Origin of the sequence: Photobacterium sp. GSS17 (genome assembly GCF_028621875.1) — a bacterium.
GTDB lineage: Bacteria > Pseudomonadota > Gammaproteobacteria > Enterobacterales > Vibrionaceae > Photobacterium > Photobacterium ganghwense.
The window spans coordinates 1,709,009-1,731,091 of record NZ_CP117518.1; the positions used below are offsets into that span (position 1 = coordinate 1,709,009).

Annotated in this window: 16 protein-coding genes; 7 read left to right on the forward strand and 9 right to left on the reverse strand. The window is 50.1% G+C overall.

Annotated elements, in window-relative coordinates; translation table 11 throughout:
* Nucleotides 1-237: 237 nt before the first annotated feature.
* The gene (locus PGW97_RS24115; RefSeq protein ID WP_273860064.1) at nt 238-2,217 is read right to left on the reverse strand and encodes an alkyl/aryl-sulfatase; all 1,980 of its coding nucleotides are present in this window, start codon (nt 2,215-2,217) and stop codon (nt 238-240) included.
* Between the two features lie 182 nt (nt 2,218-2,399).
* Between PGW97_RS24115 and PGW97_RS24120 the strand changes: the two genes are divergently transcribed.
* A complete protein-coding gene (locus PGW97_RS24120) occupies nt 2,400-3,284 on the forward strand; it encodes a LysR family transcriptional regulator (protein ID WP_273860065.1) in 885 nt (294 codons plus the stop codon).
* Between the two features lie 199 nt (nt 3,285-3,483).
* On the opposite strand, the gene PGW97_RS24125 is transcribed toward PGW97_RS24120, so the two are convergent.
* The 3 genes from PGW97_RS24125 to PGW97_RS24135 form a co-directional block, all read right to left on the reverse strand.
* Complete coding sequence (locus PGW97_RS24125; protein WP_273860066.1) at nt 3,484-5,052, reverse strand: ABC-F family ATP-binding cassette domain-containing protein; 1,569 nt, start codon at nt 5,050-5,052, stop codon at nt 3,484-3,486.
* A gap of 520 nt (nt 5,053-5,572) precedes the next feature.
* Nucleotides 5,573-5,887 carry a YbjQ family protein gene (locus tag PGW97_RS24130; RefSeq protein ID WP_047885025.1) on the reverse strand — a complete coding sequence of 105 codons (315 nt, stop codon included), beginning with the start codon at nt 5,885-5,887 and terminating at the stop codon, nt 5,573-5,575.
* An 88-nt stretch (nt 5,888-5,975) separates the two neighbouring features.
* On the reverse strand, nt 5,976-6,716 hold the full coding sequence (locus tag PGW97_RS24135) for a dienelactone hydrolase family protein (RefSeq protein ID WP_273860067.1): 741 nt from the start codon (nt 6,714-6,716) through the stop codon (nt 5,976-5,978).
* A gap of 238 nt (nt 6,717-6,954) precedes the next feature.
* Between PGW97_RS24135 and PGW97_RS24140 the strand changes: the two genes are divergently transcribed.
* Entirely contained in the window at nt 6,955-7,929 is a 975-nt protein-coding gene (locus PGW97_RS24140; protein WP_273860068.1) for a glycosyl transferase family protein, read from the forward strand.
* Between the two features lie 196 nt (nt 7,930-8,125).
* Here the strand turns inward: PGW97_RS24140 and PGW97_RS24145 are convergent, their stop codons facing one another.
* The 5 genes from PGW97_RS24145 to PGW97_RS24165 all read right to left on the reverse strand — a co-directional run bounded on the left by PGW97_RS24145 (nt 8,126) and on the right by PGW97_RS24165 (nt 15,228).
* Complete coding sequence (locus PGW97_RS24145) at nt 8,126-10,144, reverse strand: methyl-accepting chemotaxis protein (RefSeq protein WP_273860069.1); 2,019 nt, start codon at nt 10,142-10,144, stop codon at nt 8,126-8,128.
* A gap of 501 nt (nt 10,145-10,645) precedes the next feature.
* Nucleotides 10,646-11,203, reverse strand: a complete 558-nt coding sequence (locus PGW97_RS24150) for a GNAT family N-acetyltransferase (protein ID WP_273860070.1) — start codon at nt 11,201-11,203, stop codon at nt 10,646-10,648.
* A 114-nt stretch (nt 11,204-11,317) separates the two neighbouring features.
* A complete protein-coding gene (locus tag PGW97_RS24155; protein ID WP_273860071.1) occupies nt 11,318-11,791 on the reverse strand; it encodes a GrpB family protein in 474 nt (157 codons plus the stop codon).
* A 316-nt stretch (nt 11,792-12,107) separates the two neighbouring features.
* A complete protein-coding gene (locus tag PGW97_RS24160) occupies nt 12,108-12,743 on the reverse strand; it encodes a response regulator transcription factor (protein WP_273860072.1) in 636 nt (211 codons plus the stop codon).
* Nucleotides 12,744-12,861: 118 nt separating this feature from the next.
* Nucleotides 12,862-15,228 carry a PAS domain-containing sensor histidine kinase gene (locus tag PGW97_RS24165; RefSeq protein ID WP_273860073.1) on the reverse strand — a complete coding sequence of 789 codons (2,367 nt, stop codon included), beginning with the start codon at nt 15,226-15,228 and terminating at the stop codon, nt 12,862-12,864.
* A 231-nt stretch (nt 15,229-15,459) separates the two neighbouring features.
* On the opposite strand from PGW97_RS24165, the gene PGW97_RS24170 reads away from it, so the two are divergent.
* The 5 genes from PGW97_RS24170 to PGW97_RS24190 all read left to right on the forward strand — a co-directional run bounded on the left by PGW97_RS24170 (nt 15,460) and on the right by PGW97_RS24190 (nt 21,785).
* The gene (locus PGW97_RS24170; protein ID WP_273860074.1) at nt 15,460-17,079 is read left to right on the forward strand and encodes an acyl-CoA synthetase; all 1,620 of its coding nucleotides are present in this window, start codon (nt 15,460-15,462) and stop codon (nt 17,077-17,079) included.
* Nucleotides 17,080-17,175: 96 nt separating this feature from the next.
* Complete coding sequence (locus PGW97_RS24175) at nt 17,176-18,546, forward strand: solute carrier family 23 protein (RefSeq protein WP_047885017.1); 1,371 nt, start codon at nt 17,176-17,178, stop codon at nt 18,544-18,546.
* Between the two features lie 143 nt (nt 18,547-18,689).
* The gene (locus PGW97_RS24180; protein WP_273860075.1) at nt 18,690-19,556 is read left to right on the forward strand and encodes an MBL fold metallo-hydrolase; all 867 of its coding nucleotides are present in this window, start codon (nt 18,690-18,692) and stop codon (nt 19,554-19,556) included.
* A 730-nt stretch (nt 19,557-20,286) separates the two neighbouring features.
* Nucleotides 20,287-21,261: a TDT family transporter gene (locus PGW97_RS24185; RefSeq protein WP_047885014.1), complete on the forward strand. Its 975-nt coding sequence runs from the start codon at nt 20,287-20,289 to the stop codon at nt 21,259-21,261.
* 137 nt (nt 21,262-21,398) lie between these two features.
* Entirely contained in the window at nt 21,399-21,785 is a 387-nt protein-coding gene (locus PGW97_RS24190) for a DUF2799 domain-containing protein (RefSeq protein ID WP_273860076.1), read from the forward strand.
* Nucleotides 21,786-22,083 lie beyond the last annotated feature (298 nt).

Genomic DNA, 22,083 nt, shown 5'->3' on the forward strand with positions numbered 1-22,083 from the left:
ATTAACACCTTCAAATATAGCGTTATTGCATAATAACCAAGTGACTAAAAAGCGAATGAAAACTATCCCTAATTAGCTAAGCGGAGAATTAGCATTTCCATTCACAAAAAACACTGCCAGATACTCCCATGGAATCAGTAAATCATAGGAACAATAGCAATCGTATTCACGCACACAGTTTTCTGTTTAATCCCGCTATCAAGAAGTTCATCGCTTTGAATCAAGCTGGGCGTCAGATTACGGCGTGACAATCCCGAAATCATTCGCGAAGGTATCAAAAATACTCATCAGCTCGTTCAGCTTCTGGCTGTCTGAAACCTTGAATTTTCCGGCTTTGATCAGCTCTTCAAACGACGCTTTCCGGGCAAGTAAGTCCGCCAGATCCGATTGACTGAACGTCAGCGTTAAATCGGCGTGATCCAGTTGGCGATCCTGATACGTTTTCAGCACTGAGTTCGACAACAACATGGCATATTCACCCGATTCAGAATTCTGATCCCCCGAAACCTTCAGATTCACGACCATGGTTTTACCTGCCGCTTTTTCAGGGTTCACCCTAACAGTCAGCGACTCCAGAACAGAGCGCACTGGCATATTTTTCGCGATGGCAGTGGTGTCTGGCGTAGGCGCAGGTTTAAATCCTTCCCGCAATTCTTTCGCACCTATCAGGTAGTTATTCCGCCACGGACCAGACTCAGACTGATAGCCCAGTTGCTCCATGGCATCGGCTTCTAAATACCGGGCCTGGGCATTCGACGGGTCAGCAAAAACAACGTGATTTAGCAAAGTCACCGCCCAGCGGTATTCGCCCCGTTCAACCGCTTTTTGAGCAATCTGGACCACCTGATCAGCCCCGCCCATGGCTTCCACATATTTCGCCCCGGCTTCTTCAGGCGGCAGCGGGTTCAAATTGGCTGGGTTGCCATCCCACCAGGCACCAAAATAGAAGTCGTAGGTTGCGCGGGCATTATGCGAAACCGTGCCGTAATAACCACGGTTGTACCATTCTTTATCCAGGGATGTCGGCAATTGGATACTGGCTGAAATCTCATTCGGGGTGTAGCCCATGTTGGCCAGACGCAACGTTTGGTCATGGACATACTGATACATGTCGCGGGTCTTCTCCAACTGATTTTTGATCTTCGCTTGCCCCCAGGTTGGCCAGTGATGCGATGCAATCATGGTGTCGGCTTTGTCACCATACAGCTGAATGGTCTCATCAATATAGCCCGCCCACTTGCTGGCATCACGGGTCTGCGCGCCACGTAGGGTCGAAATATTATGAATGGTATGCGTCATGACTTCTGAAGCCAGCAGAGTGTTATATTTCGGCATAAAAGCCATGAATTCTGCCGGCGCTTCCGAGCCATTCGCCATCTGGAAATCAAACTCGATCCCATCAATCTTGTGTTTTTCACCGGTTTTGTGAATCAGCAATGTTGGCTCAACAATTCCCGGCACACCGGTCGATGTCGTTTTGCCTAAACCCGCATCGACCAGGCCTCTTGGCCCCGGCTCTGCAAGGTTTCCGTACATGAAACTTGCACGGCGTGACATCAGGTTCCCGGCCAGCACATTTTCAGAAATGGCATGCTCATAGAAACCTTCTGGTGCGACGACGGCGACTTGACCGGCATCGTACGCTTCCTTGGTGGTCACCCCCCAAATGCCGCCGAAGTGGTCGATGTGTGAGTGGGTGATCACCACCGCCGTCACTGGCAATTTCTCAACATGCTGATTCAATAACGCCAGACCGGCTCTGGCCGTTTCTTCGGAGATAAGCGGGTCGATCACAATCCAGCCTCTTTCACCCCGAATGAAAGATATGACCGACAAATCAAAGCCGCGCACCTGATACACGCCGTCCGTCACCTTAAATAGGCCCGCCTTGTTATTCAGCTGAGCCATGCGATGCAATGACGGATTGATTGTGTCGATCTTCTGCTGCGCATCCACAAACTGATAAGCATCGAAATCCCAGACCACATTACCGGCTTTGTCACGTATCGTTTTTTCTGGCCAGGTCGCAATAAAGCCTCGGCTTGCAGCACTAAAGTCATCGCGATTATCGAAATTCAAAGAGCTTCTGACCGCTTCATTTTTCTCAATGGTATAAATACTGGCAGGCTTGCTGTCAGGTGTAATCTCCATTGAGGCCATTACCGATTGCGAAATCAATGCAATCGACAGATAAACAACAGACTTTTTCAACTTCATTTTCTATCCTTATTTCCAGCAGCGCTTTTGTATTCATCACTTAAATATGTCGATACCCGTATACCCCGGATCAACACAGGTCAGGACGTCACAGATTCAGCCGAGGCTCAGTTGACGCTCTTAAAATGTCTGTTTAGTCTATCGACTCTCAATTGAACTGTTGGAAAGGCGTATTTGACTGAATGGAAAGTCATGTTGATTTAAACTTGTTACGGACCTTAATCCTGGTCTGTAAAGTGAAAAGCCTGAAGCTTGCATCTGTCAGGCTGGGGATTTCTGAAAGCGCCGTCAGCAAACAACTTTCCCGCCTGAGTGAACAATTAGACGAAGTTCTGTTTGAACGAACCCCGAGTGGACTGGAGCCAACACCCTATACGCAACACATTTTACCTCAGCTTCAGTCCTCACTGTCTGCCATTCAGACAACGCTCCGGAAGAAGTCGTTTGATCCAGCCCAATGTCACGATACCCTGACCATCGCCTTGCCGCTGATCACGCTGGATAAATTTGGTCAGCAAATCTATCAAAGCCTCAAACACGCTTTACCCAAAAGTAAGATCGTGCTCTCGACCTGGAATCCAACCACCCTCACAGCCATGGCCCAGGGTGAAATTACATTGGGCGTCCATTACTGGAATGCTGATATTTCTGGTGAGATTTATCAGAGAAAAATTACCGATGATGAGTTTATCGTTGCGATCGCACAATGTCATACAACGGCCAATTTTGATGTCGTCAGAAACTGGCCGTTTATTATGCTGCGCAGCAGCGGTTGGAATGATTACAAATCGCCGTATTATGAAAAGTTCGTAACTTTGGGATATACCTTTGATTTTGAATATCAATTAGACAGCCCGCAATTGGCTTATCAGTTTATGAACAATGAACGCGTCGCGATTCTCACCACGCTAAAAAATATTCCGGCAGGTTTTAAGCGTATCCCGACACCGGACGCATCACGTTTTCAGGGCACGCTGTCCAGCTACACCCAACTTGTCAATCGGTCTAACCCGTTACACCTGTTTCTGCACCAGAAGCTGGTAGAAATTTTTACGGCAGCAGAGTAGCGCAGCAAAACCATTCCAAATCAAAAACACACGCCTATCGCAGTGTATTTTTAATATTCAACAACTTAATAGAAATTCACTATGGGGAGTTTCTAACAGTAATTACGGTTTTGGGGTGTAGCGATTAGCTTCAGTCAGAGAGGGGCCGTTTCATACCCCCTAAGACTAGATGTGTGCCCTGACTTTGCATTTAAAGAATTTACAAAGTCACTTGTCGACTGGCCCCAGATTCACGAATAAAGTCATGATCATGACTAATGAGAATGAAGCCGCCACGATACGTCAGTAAAGCCTGTGCCAACATGATTTTCGACTCGATGTCGAGGTGGTTATCCGGCTCATCAAGCAACAACAAAGGTTGGGTTGGTTGATGACTAACAATCAACATCGCTAACTTCATCTTCTCGCCGCCACTAAGCATGTAACCAAGACGATATACACTGTCACCACGAAATCCAATACCTGCCAGCAATGTTCTGGCATCGCTCTCTTTCATTCCGTCGCAATGTTGTATCAAGTTATCCAGCAACGATAGCTCGAGACTAATTGTCCCGAAATGTTGGTCGAGATAATACAATGGCGTATTCAACTGCAGTTCCCCTTGTTGCAGCGAGAACTCACCTACTAGCGTTTTCAACAACGTTGATTTACCACAACCATTTTTACCCATCAGATGTATCTTATCACTGGCATAGACTTGCAGCGTTATAGGTCGAACGCGACCAAAAGGTAATACGCCTTCAAGTATCGAGACCACTTTACGCAAGCGACTTTGACTGTCTGCCAGATACAGCTTTTGGCTTTTCATTTGCTCTTTTCTCGCTTGCAACGTCTGCGCTTTTTCTTGTAAGTGAGCTTGACGACGTTGCTCGTTTTTTTTGCGATTCGCCGCACGTGCCGTTGCTTTGTCTTTCTTTCCATCAAGTAAAATCGTCGCCTGGCTGCCCTCTTTACGTAACTTGTTACCTTGGGCTGCTCTTTGCTCAGACTTTTCTCGATTTCGCTGCGCCTGCTCTTCCAACTTTTTTTTCTGCTTATCAATGCTGGCGAGTTGTCGCTCTACGGCTTGTAACTCGATACGTTTCTGTTCGGCGTAAACATCGTAATTTCCGCCAAACACCTGCACGCCAAGCCCAGAAAGTTCCCAGATTTCGTCCATTTCACGTAATAACCCGCGATCATGGCTGATAAGTAAAATCGCCCCCTCAAAAACTCGTATCGATTCAATTAACCACTGCTTTGCATGAGTATCAAGATGGTTAGAAGGCTCATCAAGAATCAGCAACTCAACGTCGCTTTCAAACAACTGCCAAAGCTGTAATCGAGCTAGTTGGCCACCGCTCAGATGAGAGCATAAAAAATTGGGTTCTGGTGGTAAGCCCATGTCTATAAGTTGCTGAGTCAGTCGCAAGGATAAATCCCATTGCTCACCAATCACGTCGAACCATTGCTCTGCGCAATCACCTGATTCAATCTGTTTTAACGCTTCAATCACGTCGGCTTTACCTAAAAACTGCGCAATAGACAGCCCATCAGATAATAAATACGATGGTTGCTGGCGATACACCGCGAAGGACTTTGGTAACGTGACCGTACCGCTTGAAGGTATATGTTCGCCACTCAATATCGCAGCGAATACCGATTTACCAACACCATTGCGACCGACCAACCCCACTCGGTTCTTTGTCATGGAGCATGACAATTGTTGAAACAACGTATCACCGTTATCAAATTGATGACTGATATTGTACGCCTGTAAGACTGGCATAATTTGCCTCCCGTATGACAGGGGCAACAGCCGCAGCTAGACAGTTTTAGAGATGAGTTCTATGCAAACACACGCGCTTATTCAAACGATGCAAATACCCAAAAATATGATTGCACAGAAATATCGGAAAGTGAGCTACGCCTACTAACCCTGTAAATCCAAAAATAAAATGAAAAATGGATGACAGGTTTAGTTATTCATGTTGGCGTAATCTCCTAAAGAAATGTTGGATGTAGAGTATGTATTTGGGAATAGCAAGTCAAGGCTAGCAATCATAACACCTTTCTGTACATATCCAAGTTAGCCATTCCCTAGATCAGTCACTCATAAATTGTATTAAGTTTATTAAAACCGCCTCATAACTAGTCTTTGATTAAGTGAGATTTTTACTTTCCCCATGCCTGGCTAAGCTCAGAACATGTTCAAAATAAAGCCCCCGATTAGCGGAGGCTTTGATTCGTACACTTTTGCGCTGTAACTGCCTGTACGGCAGATAGAAGTGCAAAACCAAAAGCATTCATTACTTCAGTTTTACAGCGGTGCCATACACCATAATTTCAGAGGCGCCTTCCATGATAGCGCTGGTCGTGAAACGGACATTCACGATAGCATCAGCCCCCAGAGCCACGGCTTCATCAATGGCTCGCTGGGTTGCGGTTGCACGGGCTTCATTCAGCATTTCCGTATAGCCACGGATTTCACCACCGAAGATGTTCTTCAAGCCGGCCATAATGTCGCGGCCGACATGCTTCGACTGCACCACATTACCGGTAACCGTACCCAGAGTTTCGGCAATTTCTCGCCCCGGAATATCCGGAGTTGTCACATACAACATATCTGAAGCCTCGCTAATCAATTGTTATGATGCGGAATTTGACCATTGATGCCACTTAAGGTTCAGGCTATCGCTTCGCGGGCTTATTTTATTTTTCCGCCAGATACGTCAGAAACCGCGCCCATGACTTTCGGTCAGCCTCTTCCCGATAGCGATCAGACCCGAATACTGTGAATGCATGAGGCGCACCGCTGTAAACGATCAGTTCATTGTCCACCCCGGCTTTTTCGAGCGATTCCGACAACGCCACCAGATCTGTCATGGGAATGGCGGTATCGGCCGCCCCGTGGAACACCAAAACATCCCCTTTGGTCTGGCTGTAATCCTGCCCTTCAGGGGTTGCCAGACCGCCGTGGAAGGTCACAAAACCTTTCATGTCTGCGCCGGAGCGAGCCAGTTCCAGTACCGCTGCACCACCAAAGCAATATCCCATTGCAACGGCATCATTGGTATTGCCGCCCAGATTTTTTGCAGCAGCCAATGCCCCTTGCATCAGGGCGCGCATTTTCTCACGGTCTTTATACAACTCACCGGTATGTTGACGACGATCTTCGACCTCGGTCGGCCGCACACCGGCCCCAAACAGGTCTGCAGCAAACACCGCATATCCTTTGTCGGCCAACATCTGCGCCCGCTTCACTTCGTAATCAGTCAGTCCGTCCCAGTCATGCATCAGCAATACCAACGGCGCGTCTTTTCCCGGTGATATGTAATAACCCTGATAAGGCTGGCCGTTGACTTCATAGGCCACTTCTTTGCCTTCAACTGCCCATCCGCTGGCTGCATACAACCCGCATATTGCCACTAAACACGCTGTTGCTTTTTTCATGATGCCTCTCCTGTCTGTGGTCGTCACTGCAATTAAGTGTAGAAAAAAACGGCATCTGTGAAGGTATAAGCTATAAAGGTTATTTATTAAGTGGCTGAATTGTGAGGTGGTAGCATAGCCGTCCTATCGCGTCGCGACGAAGACAGCTAAAACTTATAACGTTGCCATTTACCAAGCTGTCTCGAAACTCAACACTCCACACAGACTGGCCTGATGCCAGCGATAACACGGAATTACTATGACTGCGTTCTCAGACTACATCAAACTCGTTGGCCGGGGTGAGAAAGGGCGCCGCCCACTGACCCAGGACGAAGCCCGTGACGCCCTGAGGCTGTATCTCGACGGCAAAGCCGAGCTGTTGCAACTGGCCACCCTGTTAATGCTACAACGGGTTCGTTGCGAAACCAGCGAAGAAGCCGCCGGATATATTCAGGCCCTGCGCAGCCGGATTGATCCTGCGTGGCAGGCTTTGGATGTTGACGTCGACTGGCCCTGCTTTGCCGGTAAGCGCCGTCAACCACCTTGGTTGCTGCTCGCTGCCAAACTGCTGGCTCAGAATGGGATCCGCATCATGCTGAGCGGCCATAAAGCCGTCGATGCTGTCAAATATCAGGTCGAAAGCGCATGTCCGTCATTGGGTATCCGTCAGGCCAGTACCCCGGATGAGGCGCGGCAAGTGCTGGCGACAGACAACATTTGCTATATCCCACTTTCCAGTTACTGCGAGCCTCTGGTTGATTTGCTGGCACTGCGTAACCAGGTGGGCCTGCGAACCCCACTCAACACGGTTGCCCGCTCACTCAATCCAACCGCGGCCCAATTCGGGATTCACGGCATTTTCCATCAGGGGTATGAGCAACTGCATGCTGAAGCCGCCCAGCTGGTCGGTGATTTGAACATGGTCGCATTCAAAGGTGAAGGCGGGGAAAGCGAGCGCAGCCCACGCACGGCATGCCGAGTGGCCGGGGTAAGAAACGGAGAGGTCTACCAGGAAGAATGGCCGACCTATCTGGAAGGCGCATCGGGGAAACATGGCGAGATCAGTGGCGACTACCTCAACCAAGTGTGGCAGGGCGAAGCTGTCAATCACTATGGTGATCACGCAGTCATCAGTACCGCAGCGATTATTCTGAAAATGATGGGTGTATGTCCGGATCAAGACAGTGCACTTGAGCAAGCCAGTACTTGGTGGCATCAGCGTCATCAGGTTTAGCGGTCGTATGTAGCGATCACAATGTTCAGTGCCAGTAACCAGAAAACAGGGGAACAATACTTACGCGCAACTAGTAGCTAGATTTAGCTTTAATCTACCGATTCAACACAAATTAAAAGGGGCTGACCAATCAAGGCCGCCCCTTTTCACATTTGTGGTTCAGAGCTTTTGGTTTTAAGTTCTGGGGTGTAACTTGTCAGTCTCGGATATTGCCGTACGTGCCAATTTTGAACTGATCCACTTCCGCGGACAGCTCTGCCATTCGCTGTTCAATCAACGACATTTCGGCATGAATATCGGCAATGGCCTGTTTCGTATTACCTGCCAGTTCCAGCAGGCCGTCTACATCACTGTCCACGCTGCGGGCGGTTTGCGATTGTTGCTCAGAGGCAGCAGCAATACTGGTATTGAACTCCGCGATCTCATTGACATGGCTAATCAGCCCTTCCACCAGCCCTTTAGTCTCTGACACGACATCCTGCGTCTGATAACTGGCTTCCCGGCTCTGCTGCATGTTGTCATACGAGATTTTGGCATTCTGTGAGATCCCCTCCAGCAGCTGACGTATATCTTCCGTGGACTGCTTACTGCGCTGTGCCAGCACCCGCACTTCATCTGCCACGACAGCAAAGCCCCGTCCCTGCTCACCCGCGCGAGCAGCCTCAATCGCCGCATTCAACGCCAGCAGGTTGGTCTGCTCAGAAATAGCATTGATGGTATCCAGAATGGCCGAGACGCTGCCCATTTGCTGCTCCAGCCCCTCAATGCAGGTGTAAGTGTTATTCACGTTTTCCAACAGGTGCGAAGTAGACTCCATCGACTCCTCACTGTGGGTATAACAGGATTCAGCCCTGCTACGCACCTGATCGGTACTGTGCTGCGCCTCACTGGTGATTTCCGCCACCTGCTCACTGGTTTGGGCCATTTCCGTCATCGCCGTCGCGATACTGTCGCAGCGAGTATGCGTCAGCTCACTGTCCTCCCGCGCCTGCGCAATAAGTGCGACCATCTTAGTCATTTCGTCCCGGGTTCGACTGGCAACATCATGCGCTTTCTGCAAGGTGTCGGTCATGCTACCGGACAGGCGGTCCAGCTGACAGGCGATGCGTTCAAATTCATCGTTTCGGCCTTCGGCCAGACGTTGCGACAGATCCTTGTGTTTGGCCATCTCAGAGAGCTTATCAACAAAGTTGTCGACTCGGCGACTCAAAGCGCGTAGCGCAATGATAGTCAGGCAGATCAACGGAACAATGATCAAGGCGATCATCCCGCCGTATCCCATCAAAGCCCACTGATTTTGCGATTTATCAGCCTGAACGTGATGAATTAATTCGGCCGACAACTCATCACGCATCGCTTTCACCAACCCGATACGTTCAGTAGCCAGACGGAACCAGTCCGGAGCCGTCGGCCCTTTCAATTCGCTAAGATTAGCTTTCTGAGACAGGAAAGACTGCTGAATAGACGCCACCTGTTGCCAGGTTGAATGCCGCTCAGCACTGTCAAGGCGCGACAGCCATTCACCGGTCAGCAGCAACTTAGCCTGACGCAAAGCATACTGCTCAGCCTGAATAAATTCCGCGATTTGCGCATAGCGATCCAGCGAGCTTTGCCCGGCAGCAAACGCACCATTCAACGCTCCTCGTGCCATCCCGGCTTGCTCTTTAATCACCAGCAACTGTAACAGCCCCTGCATCTGCTGTTTCAGCTCAGGATCCGTAACAAGCGATAACATCACTGACAGATTATCCAGCACCAGATGATTCAGATTGGAGTAATATGCAAATGGGGAATCTACCAATTGCAGGCTATCGACCTGACGCCGAATCGACTGACGGCGATCCAGCTCCTGCTTTACCGCGGCCTGCAGGGTTTGAGTCATTTGCGGTTCGAGGTACGCCGGTGAGAAGTCCAACAGCGCTTGATAGGCTTGATCCGCTTTAACCCGTTGCTGTTTCAGTTGTTCAACCTGCGGTCCCTGCCCTTTGGCACCCACGACCCCGGCGGTTAACCCTCGTTCCACCGCAAACTGGTGGGCAACCTCATCATAAAGGTTAAACAGCCGGACCGTTTCTTCGGCTCGTTCAGATGCATCAAGCTCGTTGAGCAAGGTTCGGATATGTATTCCCGTTACTGACAATAACAACACTGTCGGGATCAGGAAGACGATCAACAACGTGCGTTGAATCGTCAGGTTTCGGAGCAGGTTATTCATAAGTAACCTCTTCTAATTAAAGGCAATCCATTGACACATCCAATGTAGCAAACCTGACGCGGGTAGGGTCTTTTTTGCGCTCACTATTTCATCAATTCATGATCATGCTCACCCGCCGGCAAAGCCGTCAGAGTGCAGGTTCTCGCACACAGCTTTCATCACTTAAAAAGCAAATGAAAAGAGAAAGAAAATCCCACAGACAAATAGACACAAATAAAAGCACTTAGTCGCCACCACCCTAAAGTGGTCACAAAACAAACAGCGCGGTGTGAAATTTACCATAAAGTTACCCACCGTTTTTGTGGATAAAGTTATTTATATCATCAAAATCAGCATCTTATAAAATGCAACAGCACAAAACCGTTTTATTTGCATAAAATTGACAAAAGGATTTTGACAAACTGAGGGGCAAATAAGTGTTGTAAGTATTGTGTAACTGTAGCCGCTTCGGCTCGGCGGCATGAATATACCCCACAGTGGCATTCCTTGCAGGGCTGTTTGTTATTTCGATTTTTTCAGCCACTGCTCTTTCGTTATCTGATATAAGCAATGCCGCTCTAAATGGTGTCCTTTCGCCACCAATGGATGACTAAAATCTTGATGTGTATTAACCATGCCCAACTTCAGCATTACTCGTTGCGAAGGTGTATTTTGCAACGTGGTAAAAGCATAAACGGCTGGTGCAGCTATCTCTTCGAAAGCAAACTCTAACGCTTTTTGCGCGGCTTCTGGCGCATAACCTTGTCCCCAAAAGGCCGATGACAACCGCCAGCCGATTTCAATAAACGGGACATTGGGAAATCCACTGTTCTCATCCTGGTAATGTAGCCCGACAAAACCGATAAATTGTCCTGTCGATTTCAATTCAACGGCCCAAAAACCCCATCCTCGTTCTGTAATGAGACGCCGAAATTTATTGGCTTGCTCATCACTTTCTTCACGAGAAAGAGTGGTAAGGAAATATCTCATCACATGAGGATCGGAACATAATTCAGCATAAGGCTGATAGTCTTCACTCTTCCACTGACGTAAAATAAGTCTGTTTGTTTCCATTATCATTCTTATATTTCAAGGTGGACGTTAAATTTGAATATACACATTCATTGACACGACCACGCAATATACAAGGTTATGTATAATGCTGCAGTTCGTAATAAAATCCTGAACATCCCGCTATATCTGAGCTAGAACTTGCTTAACAAAAGCCGATTTTTTTCGACGATATTCTTCCTGAGGCCGACCTTCACAAGACATTTTGAGTTCATTGTACTCTTGAATTAACGAAGAATTTGCACGCAATGTATCGCGAAACACCAAAAAACATTCAAATGCAGAGCGATTGGAAACAACCTGACATGCAACCTCCTCATCTGCGATTGATTCCAACATACAAAGTTCGGAAGTTCTGAGTGTGTCCACTTTCTCTTGAAACCCTAAAGTCGTAAGTATTTGGACGGCAAGTTCTAACTCGTTGGCCTCTACGCCGACAAAAATATCCAGATCACCTTTCGACACCGCTTTCGGTATTGAAGATGCACCTATATGCTCAATAATTGCATCAGGAAGTAACTGTTGTATTTCGCGCTTGTATCGAAAAAACAACGCCTCACAAGAGGCTTGATATTGGTCCGCTCTGTAAAATTTCATATTTCCTCGGAAGGGAAAAACACTCTATATATTCGGGCCCGTACCTGTGAGTCTGATTGATTGGGTGCTGTCATGTAGTCCCCATTCAATCCTTAACATGAACATGCTCTTCAATAGCCTACGCATTTCACTCAATCAGGCTTTCATATTTATATCGAGTGTTTGATTCTTAATGAATAATGCCTCATTACCGTACGCAATGAAACTTCAGTGAGCAGACTTTAAACAGGTTGCTTCATCGCCTTCATGTTTTCTTCTTACATGTTTGCTGCCGACATGTTTATGGCTTATGCGTCGATGCTTAAACGTGCGATGCTTACTGACTTGCCCGCAAGTCGAGCGGATCAACCATCCCGGCGGCAATAGCGATACCGACCAGAGCTGGCAGGTGATCGGCTTCAAGACGTTTCATGACTCGCGAGCGGTATAAATCGACGGTTTTGACACTGATTCCCAGCTGTTCGGCGATTTCTCTATTGGTATACCCTTTGACCAGCGGCAGAAAAATATCTTGCTCGCGAGGTGTGAGGGCAGACAACTTTTCCTGTATCGCCTGCTGAGTACCGTTACCTGTAATGGTGGGTTTATGATTGAGTGCCTGCTGAACACTGTCGAGCAGCAGTTGCTCATTGTAGGGTTTTTCAATGAAATCGACCGCGCCGGCTTTAAACGCCCGCACCACAATGGGTACATCAGCATGGCCACTAACGAAAATAACCGGCAGGTGGATACCCCTACGATGCATCTCTTCCTGCACATGCAGCCCCCCCATGCCCGGCATGCGAATATCCAGCAATACGCAGGCATTAGCCTTGGGATCACACGCCGTCAGAAAATCCTGACCGCTGGCAAACGGCACGGCTTTTAGCCCCACCGACTCAAACAACCAAAGGGTTGAATCACGCATTCCCTGATCATCATCAACCACATATACAATCTGCTCACTCGGCATGTCATGCTCCTAACATCAAAGGCGAGGGGTTCCTGATACCCCGCGGCTTATCCTTGTCTGGCCTCTTCATCCTGACACCGGCTTTTTATGCAAAGCCAGCGACTTCCATTTTCTGGCATCACTTCTCTGTGTTGCTGCGCAGCGGCAACCAGCAACAAAACGTTAATCCTACCCCATTTGAGGATTCAACATCGAGACCACCGCCAAAACCTTCCATAATGGTGCGGCTCATTGACAGCCCCAGCCCCAATCCATCCGGCTTACTGGTATAAAACGGGGTAAACAACAGGTCATGTTGATCCGACCGGAGTCCGGGGCCTTGATCGGAAACCCGAATATACAACCAGTCGGCACAGGTACTGACTGTAATATCAACCTGCGATTCCTGCTGCGGGCGATGCTCCCAATTAGCTTCAATGGCGTTGCGCAGCAGGTTAATCAGTACTTGCTCCAGCAAAACAGCATCACCATAAACTGGTGGCAGCGTTTCCCCCTCTCCAGTTTTCATGGCACTCAAAATGGTCTTGGCGTTCAAGGTCTTTTGGGGCATGTCACCGTCTTCACTCTTTTCACTATCGATGGCACGATACTGAATAGTCACTTTGTGCCGACTGGCCTCCCAGGCACAGAGATCTATGGCTTCCCGGATAACCGTATCGATATCCAGCAATTGAATATTGCGAGACCCTTTGCGCAAAAAACTCCGCAGTCGACTAATGACTGCCGCCGCGTGGCTGGCCTGATCACTGATTAACCGAAGCCCCTCAGCCACTCGCACGGTATTGTCGGGAGTCTGCGGGAGGGTTTTCAAGTATCGCTGACTGGCACTGGCATAATTCATTACTGCGGCCAGTGGCTGGTTTAACTCATGGGCAATCCCAGATGCCAGTTCCCCCATCGTCACCAGTCGTGCCGTGTGTGCCAGTTCGTCCTGATGGCGTCGTTGCTCAGCCTCGCGTAATTCCCGCTCTGTCATGTCCCGTGCCACCAGCGAAAAGTAATATTGCCCCCCGGCACCTTTGTGAGCCAGTAACACCAGTGAGGCCACAAAACCGGTTTGCTGGTTGAGCGGTAGCAGTTTCACTTCGGAAGTCCACGCCCCCAGCCGGATAGCCCCCGGCCAACCTTCCTGACGCAGCCTTGCAAAATCCTGTGGGGTCAGTAATTGCGCGAGATTAGGCAGAGGGCTCTGCTCGCAAATACCCAGCGCATGACGAGCAGAAGGATTCACCATGGTCAGCTGCCACTGTGAATCAGTAAACAACACCAAATCCGTATTGGCCCTGACGACTTCCGCCAGCCGTCGGTTTTTCTCTTCGGCCCGCACTCTGGCCGTGATATCCCTTGAAATGCAGACGATTTCCACCACGTCACCGGTGTAAGTTTCCCGAATGCCGCGACATGCGGTTTCAAACCACAGGTAGTGCCCATCGTGATGGCGAATTCGGTAAGTCAGGGTCAAATAGCCGTCGCGTTCCAGTGCGTCGGCAGCCAGCGAAAGTGAGTGCCCCCTATCACGCGGGTGCAATAATTTTCTGACCGATAATCCACGTAATGCTTCTGGCCAGTAGCCCAGCAATGTCCACGATGCCGGCGAGGCATCCAGAAAACGGCCATCGGGAGTATGGCGAGAGATCAGATCGGTGGTATTTTCGGTGATCAGACGATAGAGCCGCGAGGCAACAGCGGCTTCGCGTTTACTGCGAATTTCCTCGGTCGCATCGCGACAACGCACCAGTACCGATGCCAGCGACGGTTCGGGAAGAAACTGCCAGAGTAAGTACTTACCTTCCCATTCCGATTCCACTTCCCCTATCGCCCTCTTCTGGTGGAGACAAGACGTGATCAGCTGTACGTAATTAACCGGTAAGAGGCTCTGCAGCGACGATTCTGGCCGGTGGGCCAGCAGATTCTGCATGGCGGCATTCATGGCTTTCGGAGTGGCTTGCCGGTCAAAACGCACACCGGGCAACGGATCACTTTGCAGCAGCATCACTGCAGGTGGTTGCTCCGGGCGATTGGCCAATAACGCTTTGAGCATGGTTCCCATCGCGCCCAGCGGCTCGGCATGGCAAGACTGTTCAGTAGCGATAACCAGTACACCATGCCCATCTGCCGTTTGTCCGCCCGGCATCAGGGCAATCGCTCCCCCTTGGGTTATTCCGGCACGACGCAAACGCCCCGCCAGCCAGGTCTCGCCCTGACGGATATCAGACAGTGGCACACAAACCTGTCTCAGTAGTTGCTCATGCAGAGTCGCGTCGCTGGCTTGAAGCGGATCGCCCTGTCCCGGAGGTAAGGCTGGACCGCCACCATCATGGGCATAGATCTGCTCATTCGGCTGCCAGCTTAACCAGTATGCCTGTTGTACACCGGGCCAGTAAGAGGTATAGCGACACAAGGCTGCCGCCTGTTCCGCTGCCGACCCTTGCTGCAATAAACGCAACCATAAATCGAGATAAAGCCGTGCCTGCTCGCTTTCCATGCCACCTTCCTAAGCCGCTGTTATCAATAATATTCTTCCTGAAACTTCCGAGGATTTCTGTATTCGGAGTCGAGATATAGTAAAAACACTATAAGACTATAGGCTATTTCCATAATCCTTACAGACTTGCTATAAATTATCACATGTTAAAAAAACATTAAATTTACGAAGCCAGTTTGATAACAAACTTTATCTGATAACGGAATAACCAGTAAGTAAGAGGGATATTACATGTCAATGTATGATATGGGTCTGACACCTTGCGCAGTTAACCACATCGCACTCACCCCGTTGAGTTTTCTGGAGCGCACCGCTGCCGTCTACCCTGAGTACCCAGCCGTCATTCACGGTTCCATTCGCCGCAACTGGTCAGAAACCTATCAACGCTGCCGTCAACTCGCCTCGGCTCTTTCCGGCCGTGGCATTGGCAAAGGGGATACCGTCGCAGTCATGCTGCCGAACATTCCGGCTATGTTGGAAGCCCATTTCGGCGTGCCGATGATCGGGGCGGTTCTGAACACGCTGAATGTGCGCCTGGACGCGGAAGCCATCGCGTTTATGCTGAGCCACGGCGAAGCCAAGGTACTGATCTGTGACCGCGAATTCCATGAAGTAATCCGCGACGCGCTGGCTCTGCTGGACAATCCGCCTCTGGTTATTGACGTAGACGATCCGGAATATGGTGAAGGTGAAGCAACCAGCGAACTGGACTATGAAGCTTTTCTGGCTGAAGGCAATCCGAACTTTGAGTGGCTGTGGCCGGAAGACGAATGGCAGGCCATTTCTCTCAACTATACCTCTGGTACCACCGGCAATCCGAAAGGCGTGGTCTACCACCACCGCGGAGCTTACCTGAACTCGCTGGGTAACCAGATGACCTGGTCAATGGGCCAGCACCCGGTCTATCTCTGGACCCTGCCAATGTTCCACTGTAACGGCTGGTGCTACCCATGGACCGTAACTGCTCTGGCTGGCGTCCACGTGTTCCTGCGTCGGGTTGACCCGCAAAAAATCCTGACCTTGATCCGTGAACATCAGGTCAGCCACCTGTGTGGCGCACCGATTGTCCTGAACGCTCTGATCAATATGCCCGATGAAGCCAAAGCAGCAATTGATCACCCGGTCAACGCTATGGTCGCCGGGGCGGCACCACCCGCCAAAGTCATCGGCGATGTGGAAAAAATGGGCATCAAGGTTACACACGTTTATGGCTTAACCGAAGTCTACGGGCCTGTCACCGTCTGTGCATGGCATGAAGAGTGGGATGCGCTTACCCTGGAAGAACGAGCCACCCTGAAGTCCCGTCAGGGGGTTCGTTACCCGACCCTTGAAGGCGTAATGGTGGCCGATATTCAGACCCTCAAGCCGGTAGCCAAAGACGGCAAAACCATCGGTGAGATTTTCATGCGCGGTAACACTGTGATGAAAGGCTACCTGAAAAATCCGGAAGCCACCGCAGAAGCCTTTGAAAGCGGCTGGTTCCATACCGGTGACCTGGGCGTGTGCCACCCGAACGGCTATATCGAGATCAAGGATCGCCTGAAGGACATTATCATTTCCGGCGGCGAGAACATTTCTACCATCGAACTGGAAGACGTGCTCTACAAACACCCGGCCATTCTGGAAGTGTCCGTCGTTGCCAAACCGGATGAGCGCTGGGGCGAATCACCTTGTGCCTTCATCACGCTCAAGCAAAGCGAATATGCCACCGAGCAGGAAATTGTCGAGTACTGCCGCGAACATCTGGCTGGCTTTAAGATTCCGAAGACCATTATTTTCACCAACCTACCAAAAACCTCTACCGGAAAAGTGCAGAAGTACGTCCTGCGCGACTGGGCGAAAAAGCTCTGAACCACAACGCAAAACGGGGAGCACCCGCTCCCCGCTCTTTGCGGGCAAACGCAACGCATAACAATCATAATCCAACACGTGAACAAGGAAGACACCATGCAAGTTTATAAACGACAGCAGGGGTCCGAGCAGCCGTTCTGGCTACTGGGTCCTTTTAAGGTTCGCCTGCCTTTCATCCATTACCGCTGGGAGTTTGCGGAAATGCTTCAGGCGCTGATCATGTTTGTGGTCAGTCTGGCGATGATCCCCCTTTTAGAGAAATACCTCGGTCTGCCCTATGACATCGCACTGGCCTACGTTGTGGTCTGTGGCATCGGCTTCATGCTACCGGCACTGCTTGGCGTTCCGTTTGTTCCGGGCTGGATCACTCCCGGCATTCCGGTCGTTCTGTTGTTCCTGGGTGACTTTAAGCCAGGGCCGGAAGCCATACAGGCCCTGTTTGCCCTGCAACTGTTGGTGTTTATCATTTTCCTAGTGCTTGGCCTGACCCGTTTAGGCTCCGTCATGGTCAAACTGGTACCGAATTCACTCAAGGGTGGGATCATCATCGGCGCGGGTATCGCAGCTCTGATGGGAGAGATTTCCAGCGGAGGCCGCCTGGCCGCCACGCCTATCTCACTGGTTATCGGCAGCCTGATCTGTCTTTACCTGATGTTCTCAGTCTCGTTCAAAGGGCTGCTGGAACGGGTTCCGATGGCGAAGAAAATTGTGAATTACGGCATGGTACCGGGCATGATTATCGCGATTCTGGTGGGCATCGCGGTGGGCGAATACCCAATGCCCGATATCCGCTGGGGCATTACTCAGCCAGATTTTGCCGGCATGTGGCAGTATCTGCCGTTCAGTGTCGGATTCCCGGGGCTGGATGTCTTCCTGATGGCCGTTCCAACCGCAGTGATTGCTTACATCATTGCGTTTGGTGACATCATTGTGGGCCAATCACTGATGCAACGTGCCGATGAGCTACGTACCGACGAAGTGATTGAAAACAATATCGATCGGGTACACCTGGTCACAGCGATTCGTAATGCCCTACACGCCTTTTTCGCACCTTACCCGGGTTTGGCCGGGCCACTCTGGACCGCCGTTGCGGCAACAATGGCCGAGCGCTACAAGCATGGACGCGAAGCAATGGACTCCATTTACAGTGGCTCAGGTACTTTCTGGATCACCGGTTTTATTGCCCTGTTCGCGCTGCCGCTGGTCAGCTTCTTCCAGCCGGTACTGCCGATAGCCCTGTCTCTGACACTGCTGTTGACGGGCTATATCTGCCTGATGGTAGGATTGGAACAGCTGAACAACAACACCGAACGCGGCATCGCAGGAACCATGGGTGTCGTACTTGCTGTGTATGGTGCCAGCTGGGGTCTGGCGACCGGCGTCATTCTTTATATACTCATCGAGCGCACGCATCTCCTGCGCTTTCGGGTCAAAGAAAAAGACAGTGAGGCCCTGAATAACGGCTGAGTGCCGAAAACAGAATAACGCCAGATTTGGCAAAACAAACGACTGGGACAGGCACAACCTGTCCCAGTTGCGTTTACCGTATGATGACTATTTAAACTATCAATAATAACGATTTCAATAACCACACTTTCAAGGAAGACAGTATGCGTATTCTCTCTACCCTGACTGGCAACAGCCAGAAACTGGACGGTGGTGCCATGTTTGGCAATGCGCCCAAAGCCCTGTGGAGCCGCTGGATGGAAGCCGATGAACAGAACCGTATTCGTTTAGGCTGCCGTGCCCTGCTGGTACAAGAAGCGAACCGCAATATTCTGGTTGAAACCGGTATCGGTGCATTCTTCTCCCCTGACCTGAAAGCCCGCTTTGGCGTTCAGGAAAATCACCACGTGTTACTGGAAAGCCTGGCGGCCCATGGCCTTAGCCATGAAGATATCGATATCGTGATACTTACCCACCTCCATTTTGACCATGCCGGCGGACTGCTTTCCGCCTGGCAATCGGACTCACCCAGTGAACTGCTGTTCCCTAATGCCCAGTTCATCACCGGTGCCCGACAATGGACCCGAGCACTGGAGCCACATTCACGTGACAGAGCCTCTTACCTGAGCGATATCATGGAGCCACTCGCACTGAGCGAACGGGTTATTCTGGTCAACGACGATGGCTACGTGCCGGAACTGGGGCCTGACTGGCGCTTCCATTTCAGTGATGGCCATACCCCGGGGCAAATCCTGCCGGAGATCATGATGCCTGACGGCCCTGTCGTCTTCACCGGCGATCTCATTCCCGGCGCGCCATGGGTCCATTTACCTATTACGATGGGGTACGACCGTTTCCCGGAAGGGTTGATTGAAGAAAAAGAAGCCCTGTTGAGCGATTTGCTCTCCCGTAATGGCCGCATCGTCCTGACTCACGATCCGGATGTTGCCATGGGGCGAGTAGTTAAAGATGAAAAAGGGAAATTCACGCTGAGTGAAGCGGTGGCGGAAGTCAATGGCCTGACTGCGTAGCCAAAACCACGTCAACAAAGCCCTGGACCATCTGCGTCCAGGGCTTTGGCGTTATAAACTCAAAAACATCCATAAAAACCAATAAATAGATACCATCAGTGGTTTCACATAGAACGCCAGTCATCAAACCGACGAAGGCAGACACGGCAATCACAACAGCCACACAGCAATCTCGAGAGCGCTAAAAAATGAAAAGCCGCACCATTGCAGTGCGGCTTGGATTAAGAATTACTCTCTATCTCTATTCTGTTGTGCCTCATGTACCCGAACAACAGCACATCAAGGACGTTGATAATAACAACTTGAGGCTTCGCCACTCATTACGTTGAGTATGCCGGGTCCGATGCAGTCAATTCTTTAAATCGGACAATTGCGTCTTTGGCGAAGAAGTATAAACGTTTTGTTTTGTCACTTTCCAAATTGTCATCCAGGTTTGGTTTTTCATGCCTCTCCCGGTAAGGTTGATTCACATCAACCCGCTTCCTGTCGCCCTGAGCCTCTCCAGAACACAGCCCATACATCCGCAGGCTTGAATCGAACAGCTCAATGACAGGTCACAAATTAAATATGGTACGAAATTCTATTTTTGGCAAACTGAGTTTCGATCCTCGCTGCTCAAATTGTGATCCCATCGTGTAATTCACCGGCCCTCAAGTGCCGATTTTCGTTAAATAACTGTGTAAAATATCGTTTTCTTTGTTCCTTATTTGTCAAAGGCGCATTAATTACAATGACGGCACTTGCCACGACATTACTACGCGTTCCTACCGCACAAGCGGCACTGGCTCTGGCTACGACCGGAACAGGGCTGGCATGGGCGTTGTTTTTTCCGGCTCAGGCCAGCTGGATCCGCGGTCTCTTTGCGTTAGCTGGCGCAGGGCTGCTGCTGCCGGTTATTCTGAAGTACCTGCTCAACCGGGATCGGTTCATTCAGGATCTGCGTCATCCGCTATACGGCAGCCTTATGGCTCCTATCTCAATGTCGTTGATGGTTCTGGCCGATTATTTGGCTACCATTCATATCGAATGTGCGCGGTTACTCTGGTATCCCGCACTTACGCTCCATTTTTCTATGATGGTGTTTTTCTTTTTCAATCAGTTAAGAAAATTCCGTCTGACCCATCTCTATCCAAGCTGGTTCCTTTACCCAGTGGGCGCAATCAGCGGAACGCTGGCCGGTCCACTACTGGGCCATCACCAGTTCGCACTGACCATGACCAACCTGTGCATCACCATTTACTTTCTGATGCTGCCGGTCGTGCTTTATCGCCTGTGTTTTGCCGGACGAATGCCCCGCCCTGCCCGACCAACGCTGGCTATCATGGCTGCGCCGGTTAACCTGTCACTCACGGCATACCTGCTGAACGTCAAGCATCCTGATCCGGTTCTGACCGGAGCTCTGGCTGGTGTTGGAATTACCATGACGATTCTGGTTTATTTGTGCTATTTCGATTTGCTGCGCCAGCGTTTTCAGCCATCTCTGGCTGCTCTGACCTTCCCCTCGGTGATCAGTGCAGTGGCACTGGAACGTCTGACCCAGTGGCTAAGCCAGGATTTTCCACACTGGGCCTGGCTTGAAAACCTGGGCATTTTTGAAATCATGGTGGCGACCGGACTAGTGTTCTGGGTCGGCTGGAATTACATCGGCATGTACTGGCCGCACGCCGCGCCAAGCAAAATTATGCAATCAAATCAAAGCAGTTAGTCTCAATAAAGGGTTTTCGATAGAAAGCCCTTTTTTATATGTGGCCTTATACTTAGGGAGAAAGTGCCGGACCAGGCGGCACGAAACACAATCGATAATAAACCTGGCTTACCTGTGAAACGCTGTGGAGGTAAAGAATGAAATACCTGATGTTACTTGTGGCAGCCTTCGTTCTGGCAGGTTGTTCCGGACAGTCTTACGATACCGAGCTGGCAAAAGAAAGCCGATGGAAAGCGCTGGGCATTAAGGACGGTGAAAACGGGCGCCTGGTCAGAACCAAAGATGAACTCAATCAGCTAACCCCGCTGAAAGAAGACGCGTATGAACTCTATCAGCTGGGATACCGGGAAGGGATTGAAGACTACTGCCTGCCTTACAAAACTTATAAACAAGGGAAAAAAGGAGCGCAGTATACCGGCCAGTGCCTGAACACGTCTCATGAGCGCCTGGCCATTGAAGGATGGGAAGCCGGCTACAAGGAATATGTGGCTGATCAGGACAATCAATGGCTGAACAGGGATTAAGGAACGTTGTTATCCCGCTAACCTCTTGGCCTGCTATCCAAAGTCATCGGATAGACCCCCAATAGAAAATAGCGACCCAATAGGATAGCAACCCAATAAATGATTTTCAGGCCGGACATGGCTTCTATAAAGGGGCATCATCGAGTAATGAAGCCCCTTTATCCTCTTCTTGGATGCCTCAGTTTTTGTTGTCATGAACTGGTTGCCATGTGCTGTTTCCAGGCCGCATTTTCTATTTTATTTACTCGCCATGTTTGCATTGTCATGTTGGTACTGTCATGCGGCCTGCAGATGAATC